Here is a 15,621-nt window from a genome sequence, read left to right as displayed (position 1 = left end):
CCGGCATGAGAGAGCGGGACCTGGACCTCGTGGGCGCGCCGAACGCGCGGGACCTCGGCGGCCTGGTCGGCGCCGACGGCCGGAAGGTGCGTCCGGGGGTACTGATCCGCACCCCGGCGCTGGGGCGGCTGACCGACGAGGACCTGCCGGTGCTGGCCAAGCTCGGCCCGGCCTGCGTGGTCGACCTGCGCGACCACTCGGAGACGGCGGTCGCCCCGCCGGACCGGCTGCCCGGCGAGCCGCGGGTGGTGCACCTGCCGGTGCACGACGCCGAGCACCCCGTCTTCACGTACGTCTCGGCGGTGCTGCTCGGGCACGACCTGGGCGCGTACGAGGCCCTGGCGGAGCAGGGCACTCCGGCGGCGATGGCGGCGATCTACCGCTGGTTCGTCAGCGGGGAGTCGGCGCGGGCGAACTTCGGTGCGGCGGTGCGGCTGGCGGCCCGGGCGGAGAACCTGCCGCTGGTCTACCACTGCTCGGCGGGGAAGGACCGGACCGGCTGGTTGACGGTGTTGCTGCTCAGCGCGCTCGGTGTGGACGAGGCCGCGATCCGGGCGGACTACCTGGCGAACAACCGGCTGACCGAGAGCCTGCGGGAGGTGATCCTGGAGGCGATGCGCCGCCGGCTGCCGGCGCTCGACGTCGAGGCGGTGCGCCCGGTGCTGGAGGTGCGCGAGGAGTACCTGGACGCCGCGTACGCGGAGGTGCGCCGGGTGCACGGGTCGTTCGGGGCGTACCTGCGCGACGGCCTCGGGGTGACCGACGACGTCGTGGCGGCGCTGCGGGCGCACCTGCTGGGGTGAGGCGTCAGGGTCACAGGTCGCGCCGGGCGTCCCAGGCGGCGGCGGACACCCGCGCGATGAGCCGGCAGGCGTCGTCCTCGTCCTCGCCCGTGGGGCCGCCGTCGGCGAGGTCGGTGGTGGTGCAGACGACGATGGCGTACGGCGGCGCGTCGTCGGGGAAGACCACCCCCGCGCCGTGCCGCACGCCGCGCACCCAGCCGTTCTTGTGCGCGATGCGGGTGCCATCGGGCAGCCCGGCGGCCAGGTCCTCACGGTGTTCCTGGGCGAACAGCACGTCGAGCATGGCCGCGCAGCCGGCCGGCGAGGCGAGCGGACCCGGGGTGTCCGCGCCGGCGGCCAGCGCACCGAGCAGCGCGGCCAGGTCCGCGGCGGTGACCAGGTTGGTGACGCCCGCCTCGCGGGCCGCGAAGTCCTCGATGCCCCGGCCGGTGACGCTGTGCCGCGCCCCGGCGAGGTTCCACACCCGGGCCACGGCCGGCAGTCCGACGTGGCCGATGACCAGGTTGGTGGCGAGGTTGCTGGAGCGGACGATCATCCGGTGGGCGAGCCAGCGCAGCGGCGCGCTCGCGCCGACCCGCTCCCACACGGCCTCGTCGTTGTCGTAGTGCCGGGCGCAGGAGAACCGGGGCACGCCGGGCAGCGCCGAGTCGAACTCGTTGCGTACCGGCACCGGGGCGTCCAGGTCGAGGGTGCCGGCCTCGGCGGCGCGGTGCAGCGCGACGAGCACCGCCGCCTTCATCGTGCTGGCCGCGTAGTGGGTCGCGTCGGCGTGCCGGGTCCAGGCGGGGGCGGCGCCGACCCGCCCCACGTACGCCGACACGGTGCCGGGCACCCCGTCCAGATGGGCGTCGAGCTCGTCCCAGGTCATGCGGCTGACCGTAACGGATCGCGGACGGGGCGGCGGGGCGGGGCGATCGGTCGTACCGTGCGGGGATGACGGTTGCCGCCTACGACGCGCACGCCGACTGGTACGAGGCGTTCGCCACCGACACGTCCAGCGACTACATGACCCGGGTCCGCGGCCGGCTCCGCGACCTGCTCGGCCCCGGCCCCGGCCGCTGCCTCGACCTGTGCTGCGGCACCGGCCTCCAGGCGGCGGAGCTGCGCGGGCTGGGCTGGGAGCCGGTCGGGGTCGACCTGTCCGCCGGGCAGCTGCGGCACGCCCGGCCGCGCCTGCCGGTGGCCCGTGCCGACGCGGCGGCGCTGCCGCTCGCCGACGCCTCGGTGCCGGCGGTGGCGTGCGTGCTGGCCCACACCGACGTCCCCGACTACGCGGCGGTGATCGCCGAGGTCGCGCGGGTGCTGGCGCCCGGCGGGCGGTTCGTCCACGTCGGAGTGCACCCGTGCTTCACCGGGGCGTTCGCCGACCGCTCCGACCCGGAGCGGATCGTGATCGACGGCGGCTACGCCGAGCGGGAGCGCAGCTTCCGGGCCTGGACGCCGCACGGGGTGCGGGTGCGCGTCGGCGCGTGGCACGTCCCGCTGGCCGACCTGCTCAACGCGGTCACCGGCGCCGGCCTGACCCTGGTCCGCACGGCCGAGGCCGGCTCGGGCCCGGTGCCCGACCTGTTCGCCTTCCTCGCCATCCGTCCCGCCTAAGCTTCCGCGGCCGGCCGGAACGGGCGGAGCCCGGACCGCGCGGGGCGGTCCGGGCTCCGGAGGTGGCTGCCGTCGTACGTCAGCCGGCGTGCTTGCGGCGGGCGGCGGCCCGACCGCGGAGCTGCTGGTCGAGCACCACCTTGCGGATCCGGATGGCGGCCGGGGTCACCTCGACGCACTCGTCCTCGCGGCAGAACTCGAGGGCCTGCTCCAGCGACAGCTTGCGCGGCGGGATCAGCTTCTCGGTCTCGTCGGAGGTCGACGCGCGCATGTTGGTGAGCTTCTTCTCCTTGGTGATGTTGACGTCCATGTCGTCGGAGCGGGAGTTCTCCCCGACGATCATGCCCTCGTACACCTCGGTGGTCGGCTCGACGAAGAGCTGGCCGCGCTCCTGAAGGTTGATCATCGCGAACGACGTGACGGCGCCGGCCCGGTCCGCGACCAGGGAACCGTTGTTGCGGGTGCGCAGCTCGCCGAACCACGGCTCGTACGACTCGAAGACGTGGTGCAGGATGCCGGTGCCCCGGGTGTCGGTGAGGAACTCGGTGCGGAAGCCGATCAGGCCCCGGGCCGGGACCAGCCACTCCATCCGGATCCAGCCCGTGCCGTGGTTGACCAGCTGCTCCATCCGGCCCTTGCGGGTCGCCAGCAGCTGGGTGATCGCGCCGAGGTACTCCTCGGGGGCGTCGATGGTGAGCCGCTCGACCGGCTCGCAGGTCTTGCCGTCGATCTCCTTGGTGACGACCTGCGGCTTGCCGACGGTCAGCTCGAACGACTCGCGGCGCATCTGCTCGACCAGGATGGCCAGCGCCAGCTCGCCACGGCCCTGCACCTCCCACGCGTCGGGGCGCTCGGTGGGCAGCACCCGCAACGACACGTTGCCGACCAGCTCCTTGTCGAGCCGGTCCTTGACCATCCGGGCGGTGACCTTGGCGCCCTTGACCCGGCCGACCAGCGGCGAGGTGTTGGTGCCGATGGTCATCGAGATGGCCGGCTCGTCGACGGTGATCAGCGGCAGCGGGCGCGGGTCCTCCGCGTCGGCCAGCGTCTCACCGATCATGATCTCGGGGATGCCGGCGACCGCGATGATGTCGCCCGGGCCCGCCGAGTCGGCCGGCTTGCGCTCCAGGCCCTCGGTCATCAGCAGCTCGGAGATGCGGACCCGCTGGGTGCTGCCGTCGGTGCGGCACCAGGCCACCGTCTGACCCTTGCTGATGGTGCCCTGCCGCACCCGGCACAGCGCCAGCCGGCCGAGGAACGGGGAGGCGTCGAGGTTGGTGACGTGCGCCTGGAGCGGCGCTCCCTCCTCGTACGCGGGCGGCGGGATGGTGTCCAGCAGGGTGCGGAACAGCGGCTCCAGGCTGGTGCTGTCGTCGGGGACCGCGCCGTCGGCGGGCTGGGTCAGCGAGGCGATGCCGTCGCGGGCGCAGGCGTAGACGATCGGGAAGTCGATCTGCTCCTCGTCGGCGTCCAGATCGAGGAAGAGCTCGTAGGTGTCGTCCACGACCTCCTTGATCCGGGCGTCGGGACGGTCCACCTTGTTGATCACCAGGATGATCGGCATGCGGGCCTTGAGCGCCTTGCGGAGCACGAACCGGGTCTGCGGCAGGGGGCCCTCGCTGGCGTCCACCAGCAGCACCACGCCGTCGACCATGGTCAGGCCGCGTTCGACCTCGCCGCCGAAGTCGGCGTGGCCGGGGGTGTCGATGATGTTGATGGTCACCGGGTCGGAGCCGTCGGCCGGCATGTACCGCACGCCGGTGTTCTTGGCCAGGATGGTGATGCCCTTTTCCCGTTCGAGGTCCATCGAGTCCATGACCCGCTCGGTTACCTCGCCGCGGGCGCCGTAGGCGCCGGCCTGCCGCAACATGGCGTCGACCAGGGTCGTCTTGCCGTGGTCGACGTGGGCGATGATGGCGACGTTGCGGAGGTCGGTGCGAAGCTGCATACCCTCCATACTCCTGTCTGCGGTTGCCGGGGCACGCGTCGGGGTCTCCCCCCAGATGGCCCGGATCTCTGCCGAAACTGATGTTCCGACCGTTTCAGCGCCTGGCATGCTGACCCCCGTGGGAATGGGGGCCCGATGCACGACCTGCTGACCTCGCTGCAGGGCCTGCCGCCCCTGCTGATCTATGTGATCGCCGCGATGATCGTCGCGGGGGAGACCGCAGTGATCTTCGGTCTGCTGGTGCCGGGCGAGGCGACCCTGTTGCTGGTCGGCTTCCTAGCGTACGCGGGGACGCTGCGACTCGTACCGGCACTGCTGGTGATGATCCTTGCAGCCGTGATCGGCGACACACTCGCGTACCGGGCGGGCCGGCGGCACGGGCCCCGGCTGCGCGCGGGCCGGCTCGGTGCCCGGGTGGGTCACGAACGGTGGAGCCGGGCGGACGCGATGCTCGGCCGGCTGGGCGGGCGCGGGGTGCTCACCGCCCGCTGGGTGGCCTTCGCCCGCACCCTGGTGCCCCGGCTGGCCGGGGCGGCCGGGATGCCGTACCGGCGCTTCGCGCCGTGGAACCTGGCCGGTGCGGTGACCTGGGTGGGCGGCTCGGTGCTCGTCGGCAACCTGGCGGGGGAGTCGTACGAGACGGTCTCCCGGCTGCTCGGGCGGGCCACCGGGGCGGTGCTGGTGCTGGTGGCCGCGCTGGTCGCGGTGGTGCTGGCGGGGCGGTGGCTGGGCCGCAACCCGGACCCGGCCCGGGCGCTGGCGTCACGGGCCGCGGGGCTGCGGCCGGTGCGCTGGCTCAGCGGCCGGTACGGGGTGCTGTTCTTCCTGCTCGCCATGCACGTCGGGCCGGCCTGGACGCTGCTGATCAACCTGGTCGCCGGCCTGCTGCTGCTCTTCGTGGCCGGGCTCGTCATCGCCTGGGTGCTCGGGGCCGTGGTCCGGCACAGCGGCCTGGCGGTGCTCGACGGCGCGATCGCCGACTGGTTCGCCGACCGGCGTACGCCCGGGGCGGTCGACGTCACGCTCGCGGTCGTCTCGGCGCTGCGCGGATCGGCGCTGATCGTGCTGGTGGCCGTCGTCGCGGCGGTGCTGGCCTGGCGGAACCGGCCCTGGCGGGCGGACCTGCTCAGCGTGGTGGGCACGGTCGGGGCGTTCGTGCCGCTGGTGGTGCTGGCCGTGGTGGTCGACCTGGCCGGGCCGGCGGCGGGCGGACCGGACGGCCGGGACGCCGCCCCGTTCCCGACCCAGAACGCCGTGGTGGCGGCCAGCCTCTGCACCCTGGCCTGGCTGCTGTCGCGGGGGGCGCGCTGGCCGGTGGGGGTGGCCGCCTGGACCGCCGCGGCGGCCGGGGTGGTCGGCATCGTCGGCGCCCGCCTCTACCTGGGGCTGAGCACGGCCAGCGGCAGCGCCACGGCGGTGCTGCTCGGGGTCGCCTGGACGGCGTTGTTCGTGGTCGCCTGGGCCACCCGCGACAGGGCGGTGGGCGACGACGCGGCGGAGCCCGATCCGGTGGCGGTGCGCACCGACGCGTGAGCCGACCCCGGGCGACCGGAGCACCGGTCCGCCGCGCCTCCGGGGCAGACCGCCGCGCCCACGGGTCTGTCGAGTCCCCGCCGCGCCCACCGGTCCGCGCCCACGGGTCCGTCGGCGCCAACCCCGCCGGAAGCGGCGGGGGCCGTGGCGGGTCACCGCCACGACCCCCGTGTTCCGGCGGACCGGTCAGTCCCGGGTGGGCACCGACCCACGTTCCGCCGACGCGTCGTCCTCGTCCTCGGCGGGCTCGCGCGCGACCCGCCCCGGCCACCAGAAGCGGTCGCCGAGCGTGAACGCCAGCGCCGGCACCAGGACCGTCCGCACGAGCAGGGTGTCCAGCAGGACGCCGATGCAGACGATGATCCCGATCTGGGTCAGCAGGATCAGCGGCAGGACGCCGAGGACGGCGAAGACCGCGGCGAGCAGGATGCCGGCGCTCGTGATGACGCCGCCGGTGACCCGCAGGGCCGAGAGCATGCCGTCGCGGGTGCCGGTGCGCCGGGCGTCCTCGCGGGCCCGGGTGACGAGGAAGATGTTGTAGTCCACGCCGAGCGCCACCAGGAACACGAAGGCGAGCAGCAGGACACCGCTGTCGAGCGCCGGCATGTCGAGCACGTGGTCGAAGAGCAGCCACGACGCGCCGATGCTGGCGAAGAACGACGCGATCACGGTGAGCACCAGCAGCAGCGGGGCGATCAGCCCGCGCAGGAGCAGCACCAGCACCGCGCCGACGAGCAGCAGGATGATCGGCAGGATCAGCCGCAGGTCCTTGCCGTTGGCCTCGTTCTCGTCGTAGGTGGCCGCGACGGCGCCACCCACCACCGCGCCGTCGAAGGCGGGTGCGCCCTCGACCGCGGGCGGGGCGGAACCGGGAACCGCCGCGACCGCGTCCCGCAGCGCCTCGACGGCCCGGTTCGCGGCGGCGGTGCCGGGCTCGGCCTCCAGCACGACGTCGACCTGGGCGACCTGGGCGCCGGCCTCGCCGGGGCGCGCGGAGGCGACGCCGGGGGTCCCGGCGGCGGCGTCCGTGACGGCCCGTACGGCCGCGGGCGTGGTGAGTACGGCGACCGGCTGGGTCGTCCCGGCGGGGAAGGACCGCGCGAGGGTCTCCGCGCCGGCGACCGCCTCCGGCTTGACCCGGAACTGCTCGGTCTCCGAAAGGCCGGTGCGGATGCCGAGCCCGCCGAGGGCGAGCCCGGCGAGCAGCAGCGTCGCGAGCAGCGCGACCGGTGCGGGACGGCGCTCGACGGCGGCGCCGAGCCGGCCCCAGAGCCGGCCCTCGCGGACCTCCCCGCCGACCCGGGGCACGAACGGCCAGAACAGGCCCCGGCCGAAGATCACCAGTGCCGCCGGGAGGACGAACAGCGCCGAGAGCATGGCGAGGACGACGCCCGTCGCGCAGGCCACGGCGAGGGCGCGGTTGAGCTCCTGCTCGGAGAGCAGCAGGGTGAGCACGCCGAGGACGACGGTGGAGCCGCTGGCGAGGATGGGCTCGGCGGTGCGGCGCAGCGCGGCGCGCATCGCCACGAAGCGGTCCTCCTCGCGGCGCAGTTCCTCGCGGTAGCGGGCGATGAGCAGCAGCGCGTAGTCGGTGGCGGCGCCGAAGACGAGGACGCTGGCGATGCCGGTGACGGCGCCGCCGGGCAGGTTGAGGCCGAAGGCCGGGACGACCGTGTCGAGGGCGCGCAGCGTGAGCTGCTCCGTCGCCGCGACGACGACGAGCGGCACGATCCACAGGAACGGGCTGCGGTAGGTGATGAGCAGCAGCAGCGCCACGACGGCGGCGGTGACGGCGAGCAGCGTGGTGTCGGCGCCCTCGAAGACCTTCGTCAGGTCGGTGGTGAACGCGGGACCGCCGGTCACCTCGACGCTGAGCGCGTCGGGCACGTCGTCCAGGGACGCGCGGAGCTGGTCGATCCGGCCCGCGATCTCCTCCTGCCCGCCGGCGGTGGACAGCGGCACGGCGACGAGCGCGACGGTGCCGTCGGGGGAGACCTGCGGCGGGCTGACGCGACCGCCGACGGCGAACCGACCGAGGTCACCGGACTGGCCGGTGAGGGCTCCACGGTCGGCGTCGGTGAGCGGACCGCCGTCGGTGCGGCTGACGACGACGATCGCGGCCTGTACGTCGCGGGACGGCAGCTGGTCCTGGAGGCGCTCCACCTGGGTCGACTGCCACTGCACGGAGAGGCCGGTGGACGAGGCGGGCGCCGGATTGTCGGGTTTGGGCAGCCCGAAGATCGCCGCCCCGAAGACGATCGCGGCGACGACGGTGAGCCACGCGGCGAGGCGTCCGCGGGCCACGCGGGTGAACACTGACATTCGGCTGCCCTCACGGTCTCTCGACGGAACTTCCCTAGACGCTCGGCACTTCACGCACGACGCAAAATGCCGAGAGCCGAGTATCTTGATAAACGAGATTATCGACTGCTGAGCTATGCTGCAACCGGAACGGACGGCAGGAGGCGGCGACCGACGTGGCAGGTCACGGCATGTACCGACGGCGCGACACGCGCCGCGAACGGCTGGTCGCCGAGATCTCGGCCGAGCTGCGGCGCTACTCGGTCGACGCGCAGCACATCGGGCACGCCTTCGCCGGCCTGCACGGGCTCAACGCCACCGACCTGCAGGCGCTGATCGCGGTGATGGACGCCGAGCTGACCGGCCGGCCGATCACCCCCGGCCGCCTCGGCGAGCACCTCAACCTCTCGTCCGGCTCGGTCACCGCCCTGATCGACCGGCTGGAGCGCGCCGGGCACATCCGCCGCGACCGCGACACCGCCGACCGGCGCAAGGTCTTCCTGCACTACGCCGAGCGGGGCGCGGCGCTGGCGATGGACTTCTTCCGCCCCCTGGGCCGGCGCACCGACGACGTGATGGCCGGCTTCAGCGACGACGAGCTGGAGGTGGTGCACCGGTTCATGACCGCGATGACCACCTCGATGGGGGAGCACCGTGACGCGGTGCGCGCGGCCCGCGACGAGCCGCCCCGGCGCGCGAACGGCTGACGTCGTGCTCGACCGGCTGGCAACCCGCCTCGCCACCGCCGCGCTGCGGTTGCCGCCCGCGCGCACCCGTCGGGTCACCCTCACCCGGGGCATCCCGGTGCGGGTCCGCGACGGGGTGCCGCTGCGCACCGACCACTACGCCCCGGCCCTGCCCGGCGCGCCGACCGTGCTGATCCGCACCCCGTACGGGCGGGGCGGCCCCATGCGGCTGCTCGGCCGGCTCGCCGCCGAACGCGGCTTCCACGTGGTGATCCAGTCCTGCCGCGGCACGTTCGGCTCCGGTGGCACCTTCGCCCCGCTCGTGCACGAGCGCGAGGACGGGCTCGACACCCTCGACTGGCTGCGCCGCCAGCCCTGGTGGTCCGGCGCGTTCGGCATGTTCGGCGCCAGTTACCAGGGCTTCGTGCAGTGGGCCCTCGCCGCCGACGCCGGGGAGGAACTGCGCGCGATGGTCGCGGTGGTGACCGCCTCGGGCACCCGCGACTCGACGTACGCCGGGGAGTCCTTCGCCCTGGACACCGTCCTCACCTGGGCCGAGCTGCTCCAGGCGCAGACTGTGCCGTGGCTGGCCCGGCAGTGGGAACTCAAGCGCGGCCAGCCCCGGCTGGTCGCGGCGCTGGCCCATCTGCCACTGGCCGAGGCGGACCGGGTGGCGACCGGCGTCACCGTGCCGTTCTTCCAGGAGTGGCTGCGCCACCACACCCCGGACGCCGACTACTGGCGGGCGCGCGTCTTCGGCGACCGGATCGCCGAGGTCGACGCGCCGGTGGCGATGGTGAGCGGCTGGCACGACATCTTCCTGCCGGCCCAGTTGCGCGACTTCGCGGCGCTGCGCGCGGCCGGCGCCCGTCCCCGGCTGACCGTCGGGCCGTGGACCCACGGCAGCCCCGGGCTCTTCCTCGCCGCGCTGCGCGACGGGCTGGACCACCTGGACGTCCACCTCGCCGGGCGGCTGCCGCGGGCGTCGACCGGTGCCGGTGCGACCGCCCCCGTGCGGGTGCACGTCGGTGGCGCCGGTGGCGGGTGGCGGGACCTGCCCGACTGGCCGCCCCCGGCGGTGCCGACACGGTGGCACCTGCACCCGGCGGGCGGGCTGGGCGCCGCCGCACCGGTCCCGTCGGCGCCGGACGGCTTCCACTACGACCCGGCCGACCCGACGCCCTCGCTCGGCGGCCCGCTGCTCGTCGCGCAGCGGGCCGGGCCGGTGGACAACCGCCCGGTCGAGGCCCGGCCCGACGTGCTCACCTTCACCAGCGCCCCGCTCGACGCGCCCGTCGAGGTGATCGGCCCGGTCCACGCCGAGATCCACCTGCGCAGCGAGCTGTCCCACCTGGACGTCTTCGTGCGACTGTGCGACGTGGACCGGCGCGGCCGGTCCTGGAACGTCTGCGACGGGCTGGTCCGGGTCGCGCCCGGCCGGTTTCCCGCCGACGCGGCGGGCGTGGTGCGCGTGCCGGTGGAGCTCTGGCCCACGGCGCACCGGTTCGCGCCGGGGCACCGGCTGCGGGTGCAGGTCTCCGGCGGCGCCCATCCCCGCTACGCGCGCAACCCCGGCACCGGGGAGCCCCTCGGCACGGCGGTCACACTGCGTGCCGGGTGGCGGGAGATCCTGCACGATCCACAGTGCCCGTCCGCAGTGGTCCTGCCGATCTTGCCGCCGGCCCCACAGCTTTCTCCCAGCGGAAAAAAGCCGTCCTGAGCTGGGCATTCATCAATCGATGGGGCTATGGTTGGGCCACTGCCCGACGCTGTGCACCACTCGGTCGGGCCCGCGCGTGAGGCTCCCACACCGCCTACGCGGTGTCACTGTCGTGTCCGGCCCCCGACTCATCCGCAAGGGGGACCCATGACGCGGGCACCGCAAAACCTGTTGGCCGTCCGCCGCCTGCTGCTCGACCACCTCAACGTGGACCCCGACACCGTCCGCGGTCAGGACCTCGAACCCGCCGAGGTCGGCATCGTCGGCGACCCCGCCCACCGGGGCGGCTACCACTGCGGCTCCGACCGGGTGGTGACCAGGGACTACTCCGTCGTCGAATCGCCCCGGGACTCCGCCGGCCTGACCCTCGACGCGGCGGCGCTCGACGTCGGCCTCTTCGAGGTCCGCGCCGGCGGCCGTACGCACAACCTGCGCAGCTTCTCCACCTGGTGCGTCGCGCAGTGCGCCGACGGCACCCCGGACAGCCGGGACATCCGCGAGATCATCTACTCCCCGGACGGCAAGGTCGTCCGACGTTGGGATCGCCTACGCAAACGGACCAGCGGGGACAGCTCCCACCTGTGGCACACCCACTTCAGCTTCTTCCGCGACTCGATCAAGGCGAACCGGGACCAGACCCCGCTGTTCCGCCGCTACCTGACGACCATCGGATTGATCGCACCGCCAGCAGAGGAGTCCGACATGGAACAGACCGACAAGCTCGCCTACAACACCGGAGTGCCCACCCGTACGGTCGGCCAGGTCCTCGCCGACCTGGAGAACCTGCGCAACTGGCTGATCTCGCCCGTCGGGACGACGGGTCTGCTGTCCCCGCCGCTGGCGGAGTCGCCGTTGATGCTCCTGCTCGCGATGGCGCGGGCCTACCCGGCCCTGGTCGCCCAGGTCAAGGCCCTGTCCGAGGGCGACTTCAGCGACGAGCAGGCGATCGTCACCGGTGTGCTCGCCGGTCTCTCGCCGGAGCAGATCGCGGAGGCGATCCCGCCCACCATCGCCCAGCAGGTCACCGACGAGCTGGCCCGTCGCCTGGCGGCCTGACCCCGCCGCGTCCGCCGGCCCTCCGGCGGACGCGGCCAGGCCGGAAGCGACTGCGAGCCGACGAATTCAGCAACGATGGTTGCGCAATAACTGTTGCGCAACCATCGTTGCTGATGCCAGGCTGGCGGCATGACGAACCCGGACGTACGCCACGTGACCGACTCGCGGGTGCTCGCCGCGTTGTCCCATCCGCTGCGCCGCCGGTTGATGGACGTGCTCAAGGTGCACGGCCCGGCCACCGTCGGCCTGCTCGCCGAGCGGACCGCTCAGGCGCCGGCCAACGTCAGCCACCACCTCAAGGTGCTGGCCGGCGCCGAACTGGTCGAGGAGGCCCCCGAGCTGGCCCGCGACCGGCGGGAGCGCTGGTGGCGCCTGGTCACCAGGGGCGTGCGCTGGTCCCAGTCGGACTTCGACGCCGACCCCGCCGGCCGGGCCGTCGCCGACGCCGCCACCTCGCTCAACCTGGACCGGCACGTCGCCCTCGCCCGCGCCTGGCACGCCGCCGACGAGGCCAGCCAGGCCGCCTGGCCGGAGGGGCCGTTCTCCACCGACCGCTGGCTGCACCTGACCGACGCCGAGCTCGCCCAGCTGGCCGGCGAGCTGAACGAACTGCTCGCCCGGTGGGGCGACCGGGACGTGCCCGACGACGGGCAGAGACGCGAGCCGGTCTTCCTCTTCGCCTACGGGATCCCGGCCACGCCGTGACGCCGCCGGCCAGCGCCACCCCGCCGACCCGTGCCGCCGGCGGCACGGCCCCGTCGCCCGCGACCGCGCGCCGTCCGGTCGCGGGGCCCGGGAACGACCGGCCCGCCGGTCAGCCGGCGGCAACGGCCGCGTCGCCCCGTGGAGGACTGCTGCGGCACCGGGACTTCCGGCTGCTCTGGGCCGGGCAGACGGCCAGCGCCGTCGGCAGCAACGTCACCGCCGTGGCGCTGCCCCTGGTCGCGGTGACCGTGCTCGACGCCAGCACCTTCGGCGTCGCGGTGCTCACCGCCGCCGCCTGGCTGCCGTGGCTGCTCGTCGGCCTGCCGGCCGGCGCCTGGGTGGACCGGCTGCCGCGCCGACCCGTGATGATCGCCTGCGACCTGGTCTCCGCGCTGCTGTTCCTCAGCGTCCCCGTCGCCGCCGTGCTCGGCGTGCTGACCGTGCCGCAGCTGCTGGTGGTGGCGTTGGGCGCCGGCCTGGCCCGGGTCTTCTTCGAGACGGCCGACCAGGTCTACCTGCCCGTGCTGCTGCGCCCCGAGCAGGTGCCGGAGGGCAACGCCAAGCTCCAGGCCACCCAGACCGCGAGCTACGTGCTCGGCCCCGGTCTCGCCGGCGTGGTCGCACAGGTCGCCGGCGCCGTCACCGCGCTGCTGCTCGACGCGCTGAGCTTCCTGTTCTCCGCCGCCTGCCTGCTGCGCATCCGCACCGTCGAGCGGCGTCCCGAGCGCGTCGGGCCCTCGCGGTCGTTGCGGCGGGAGATCGGCGAGGGGATCCGGTTCGTCGCCCGCGACCCGTACCTGCGGGTGCTGACCGCCTTCGGGGCGGCCAGCAACGTCGGCCTGGTCGGCTACCAGGCGGTCCTGGTGGTCTTCCTGGTCCGGGAGGCGCGCCTCGCGCCGGCCCCGGTGGGCGTGCTGGTCGCGGCGATGAGTCTCGGCGGCATCGTCGGCGCGCTGTCGGCGACCCTGCTCGGCCGTCGGCTCGGCACCGCCCGGGCCATGCTCCTGGCGGCGGCGTTCACCGGGCCGCCGGCGTTGCTGATCCCGCTCGCCGGGCCCGGCGGCCGACTCGCCCTGCCGGCGGTCGGCGGGATGCTGGTCAGCCTCGGGGTGGCGGTGGGCAACGTGCTCAAGGGCAGCTTCCGGCAGACCTACACGCCGCACCATCTGCTGGGCCGCGTCACCGTGAGCATGCAGATGCTCAACTACGGCACGATTCCGCTGGCGGCGGTGCTGGCCGGGGCGGTCGGCGCGGCCCACGGGGCCGGCACCGCGATCGCGGTGATGACGGGCTGGCTCGCGCTCACCCCGGCGATCCTGCTGATCGGGCCGCTACGGCGGCGACGGGACCTGCCCGCCGCGCCGAAGCGGCCCTGAAAACGCGCTGCGGCGGCGGCCGTCAGCCGGCCGCCGCCACCGGCACGGGATCTACAGCGGACGGACGTTGTCCGCCTGCGGACCCTTCTGACCCTGGGTCACCTCGAACTCGACCTTCTGGCCCTCGTTCAGCTCCCGGTAACCGCTCGACGCGATGGCCGAGTAGTGGACGAACACGTCCGGCCCTCCGCCATCCTGCTCGATGAAGCCGAAGCCCTTTTCCGAGTTGAACCACTTAACCGTGCCGGTTGCCATGCATCTCTCCCTGTTCCAAAGCGGGTGAACCTCGGTCGTCGACCGATGATCGCCCGGTACTCCCCCGAGAGTAACCGCCCGGACCCGGATTCGCTGGCCGAAGTGCCGCAGGGAATGCGGTGAACTCTCGAGGCGGGCGATGTGAAAGCCGCGCGGCGCCCGGTCGGCTGGGGCATGCTTGCCCCGATGAGGGGTGCCACAGCCGACGCGCTGACAGAGCTTGAGCGGGAGATCGACGCTCCCGGCGGCGGGCTGGACCGGCTCCGGCTGGTACGCATCCCGTTCGTGCCGGAGGTCCGGCTGCACCTCGCCGAGGACGCCATCGTCTGGTGGGCCCGGATGGAGGCGCAGGCCGGGCATGCCCTGCCCCCGCCGTACTGGGCCTCGGTCTGGGCCGGGGGCCAGGCCCTCGCCCGCCACCTGCTGGACCACCCCCACCTCGCGGCCGGCCGCCGGGTGCTCGACCTCGCGGCCGGGTCCGGCCTGGTGGCGATCGCCGCCGCGCTCGCCGGCGCCGAGCGGGTGGTCGCGAACGACATCGACCCCTGGGCGGTCGCGGCCGTCACCGTCAACGCCCGGGCCAACCACGTGACGGTCGCGGCCACCGGCGGCGACCTGCTCGACTCCGACCTCGACGGGGTGGACCTGCTGGTGGCCGGGGACGTGCTCTACGACGCGGCGATGGCGGCGCGGGTACTGCCCTTCCTGCGCCGGGCCGCCGCCAGGGGCGCCGACGTGCTGGTCGGCGACCCCGGGCGGGGCCACCTGCCGGCGGGCGTGCTGGCGACGGTGGCCAGCTATCCCGTGCCGACCACCGAGCCCGCCGTGGACTCGCCCGTGCGCCGGGTGCAGGTGCTGCGTCCCCGGTGAGCCCGGGGCCTCAGGGTCGACCCCGAGCCCGATACCAGGGGGCGGTGGGGGATCGGACCCGATGTCCCGGGTGGTCGGGCGGCCATAGCGTACGGGGCATGGCGGATTGGCTGACCCAGCTCGGAGAGCTCCCCACCACCCTGCTCATGGGGGTGCTCGGGGTGGTGATGCTCTTCGACGCCGTACCGCTGCTCGGGGTGCTGGTCCCCGGCGACGTGGCGATCCTGGCCGCGATGGGGGTGGGTGGCCCGACCACCGGGGCCGCCACCTTCGGCGTCGTCGTGGCCGGCTGTCTCGCCGGCTGGTCGCTGAGCTTCCTCGCCGGCCGCCGGTACGGCGACCGCCTGCGGCGCAGCCGCCTCGGCGACTGGATCGGGGAGGCGCGCTGGGCGGCGGCGGAGGGGATCCTCCAGCGCGGGGGCGGCCGGATGGTGCTCATCGCGCCCTTCCTGCCGGTGTTCAACGCGCTGCTGCCGCTGGCGGCGGGCGGGCTGCGGATGTCGTACCCGCGCTTCCTCGGCTGCGCGACGCTCGGCGCGGCGGCCTGGGCCGGTCTCTACCTGGCCCTGGGCACCGCCTCACGGTCGCTCGCCGGGCTGCTGCCGGGGGAGTCCAGCCCCATGCTCGTGACCATGGCGGTCGGCCTGCTGCTGGCGGGTGCGGTGCTGATGGGCACGCGGCGTCGACTGCGCGCGGTCACCGGGGCCTGACCCCGCCGACGGGGGAGCGGAAGCCGCCGGGCAGACCGGGGGGACCCACGGGGGAGCGG

Annotated in this window: 14 protein-coding genes; 10 read left to right on the top strand and 4 right to left on the bottom strand. The window is 74.4% G+C overall.

From position 1 onward, the window contains the following. Positions 1-5: 5 nt before the first annotated feature. Entirely contained in the window at positions 6-803 is a 798-nt protein-coding gene (locus ACSNN9_RS01385) for a tyrosine-protein phosphatase (RefSeq protein WP_436670796.1), read from the top strand. A 10-nt stretch (positions 804-813) separates the two neighbouring features. Here the strand turns inward: ACSNN9_RS01385 and ACSNN9_RS01380 are convergent, their stop codons facing one another. Further along, the gene (locus ACSNN9_RS01380; RefSeq protein WP_436670795.1) at positions 814-1,671 is read right to left on the bottom strand and encodes a serine hydrolase; all 858 of its coding nucleotides are present in this window, start codon (positions 1,669-1,671) and stop codon (positions 814-816) included. Between the two features lie 65 nt (positions 1,672-1,736). On the opposite strand from ACSNN9_RS01380, the gene ACSNN9_RS01375 reads away from it, so the two are divergent. Further along, the gene (locus ACSNN9_RS01375) at positions 1,737-2,402 is read left to right on the top strand and encodes a class I SAM-dependent methyltransferase (RefSeq protein WP_436670794.1); all 666 of its coding nucleotides are present in this window, start codon (positions 1,737-1,739) and stop codon (positions 2,400-2,402) included. A 79-nt stretch (positions 2,403-2,481) separates the two neighbouring features. Here ACSNN9_RS01375 and typA read toward each other — a convergent pair whose 3' ends face one another. Then, positions 2,482-4,350 (bottom strand): translational GTPase TypA, encoded by a 1,869-nt coding sequence (gene typA, locus ACSNN9_RS01370; RefSeq protein ID WP_436670793.1) that lies wholly within the window; start codon positions 4,348-4,350, stop codon positions 2,482-2,484. A 135-nt stretch (positions 4,351-4,485) separates the two neighbouring features. Between typA and ACSNN9_RS01365 the strand changes: the two genes are divergently transcribed. Further along, complete coding sequence (locus ACSNN9_RS01365; protein WP_436670792.1) at positions 4,486-5,883, top strand: DedA family protein; 1,398 nt, start codon at positions 4,486-4,488, stop codon at positions 5,881-5,883. A gap of 186 nt (positions 5,884-6,069) precedes the next feature. Here the strand turns inward: ACSNN9_RS01365 and ACSNN9_RS01360 are convergent, their stop codons facing one another. Continuing rightward, positions 6,070-8,205, bottom strand: coding sequence for an MMPL family transporter (locus tag ACSNN9_RS01360; RefSeq protein ID WP_436670791.1), 2,136 nt, complete (start codon positions 8,203-8,205; stop codon positions 6,070-6,072). Positions 8,206-8,375: 170 nt separating this feature from the next. Between ACSNN9_RS01360 and ACSNN9_RS01355 the strand changes: the two genes are divergently transcribed. The 5 genes from ACSNN9_RS01355 (at position 8,376) to ACSNN9_RS01335 (ending at position 13,727) form a co-directional block, all read left to right on the top strand. After that, positions 8,376-8,891 carry a MarR family winged helix-turn-helix transcriptional regulator gene (locus tag ACSNN9_RS01355; protein WP_436670790.1) on the top strand — a complete coding sequence of 172 codons (516 nt, stop codon included), beginning with the start codon at positions 8,376-8,378 and terminating at the stop codon, positions 8,889-8,891. 4 nt (positions 8,892-8,895) lie between these two features. Then, on the top strand, positions 8,896-10,590 hold the full coding sequence (locus ACSNN9_RS01350; protein WP_436670789.1) for a CocE/NonD family hydrolase: 1,695 nt from the start codon (positions 8,896-8,898) through the stop codon (positions 10,588-10,590). 147 nt (positions 10,591-10,737) lie between these two features. Next, positions 10,738-11,646: a hypothetical protein gene (locus ACSNN9_RS01345; RefSeq protein WP_436670788.1), complete on the top strand. Its 909-nt coding sequence runs from the start codon at positions 10,738-10,740 to the stop codon at positions 11,644-11,646. A 129-nt stretch (positions 11,647-11,775) separates the two neighbouring features. Beyond that, on the top strand, positions 11,776-12,351 hold the full coding sequence (locus ACSNN9_RS01340) for an ArsR/SmtB family transcription factor (RefSeq protein ID WP_436670787.1): 576 nt from the start codon (positions 11,776-11,778) through the stop codon (positions 12,349-12,351). Next, on the top strand, positions 12,348-13,727 hold the full coding sequence (locus tag ACSNN9_RS01335; RefSeq protein WP_436670786.1) for an MFS transporter: 1,380 nt from the start codon (positions 12,348-12,350) through the stop codon (positions 13,725-13,727). Before ACSNN9_RS01340 ends, ACSNN9_RS01335 begins: the two co-directional genes overlap by 4 nt. Before the next feature lie 51 nt (positions 13,728-13,778). On the opposite strand, the gene ACSNN9_RS01330 is transcribed toward ACSNN9_RS01335, so the two are convergent. Beyond that, a complete protein-coding gene (locus ACSNN9_RS01330; protein ID WP_088961229.1) occupies positions 13,779-13,982 on the bottom strand; it encodes a cold-shock protein in 204 nt (67 codons plus the stop codon). A 186-nt stretch (positions 13,983-14,168) separates the two neighbouring features. On the opposite strand from ACSNN9_RS01330, the gene ACSNN9_RS01325 reads away from it, so the two are divergent. Both ACSNN9_RS01325 and ACSNN9_RS01320 read left to right on the top strand, forming a co-directional pair. Beyond that, entirely contained in the window at positions 14,169-14,852 is a 684-nt protein-coding gene (locus ACSNN9_RS01325) for a class I SAM-dependent methyltransferase (protein WP_436670785.1), read from the top strand. A gap of 98 nt (positions 14,853-14,950) precedes the next feature. Then, complete coding sequence (locus ACSNN9_RS01320; protein ID WP_436670784.1) at positions 14,951-15,562, top strand: DedA family protein; 612 nt, start codon at positions 14,951-14,953, stop codon at positions 15,560-15,562. The last annotated feature ends 59 nt before the right edge of the window (positions 15,563-15,621 follow it).

It is taken from the genome of Micromonospora sp. URMC 107 (genome assembly GCF_051386315.1).
Taxonomy (GTDB): Bacteria; Actinomycetota; Actinomycetes; order Mycobacteriales; family Micromonosporaceae; genus Micromonospora.
Note: the sequence above shows the minus strand (reverse complement) of the source record. Positions and strands in the feature narration are given on the sequence as shown.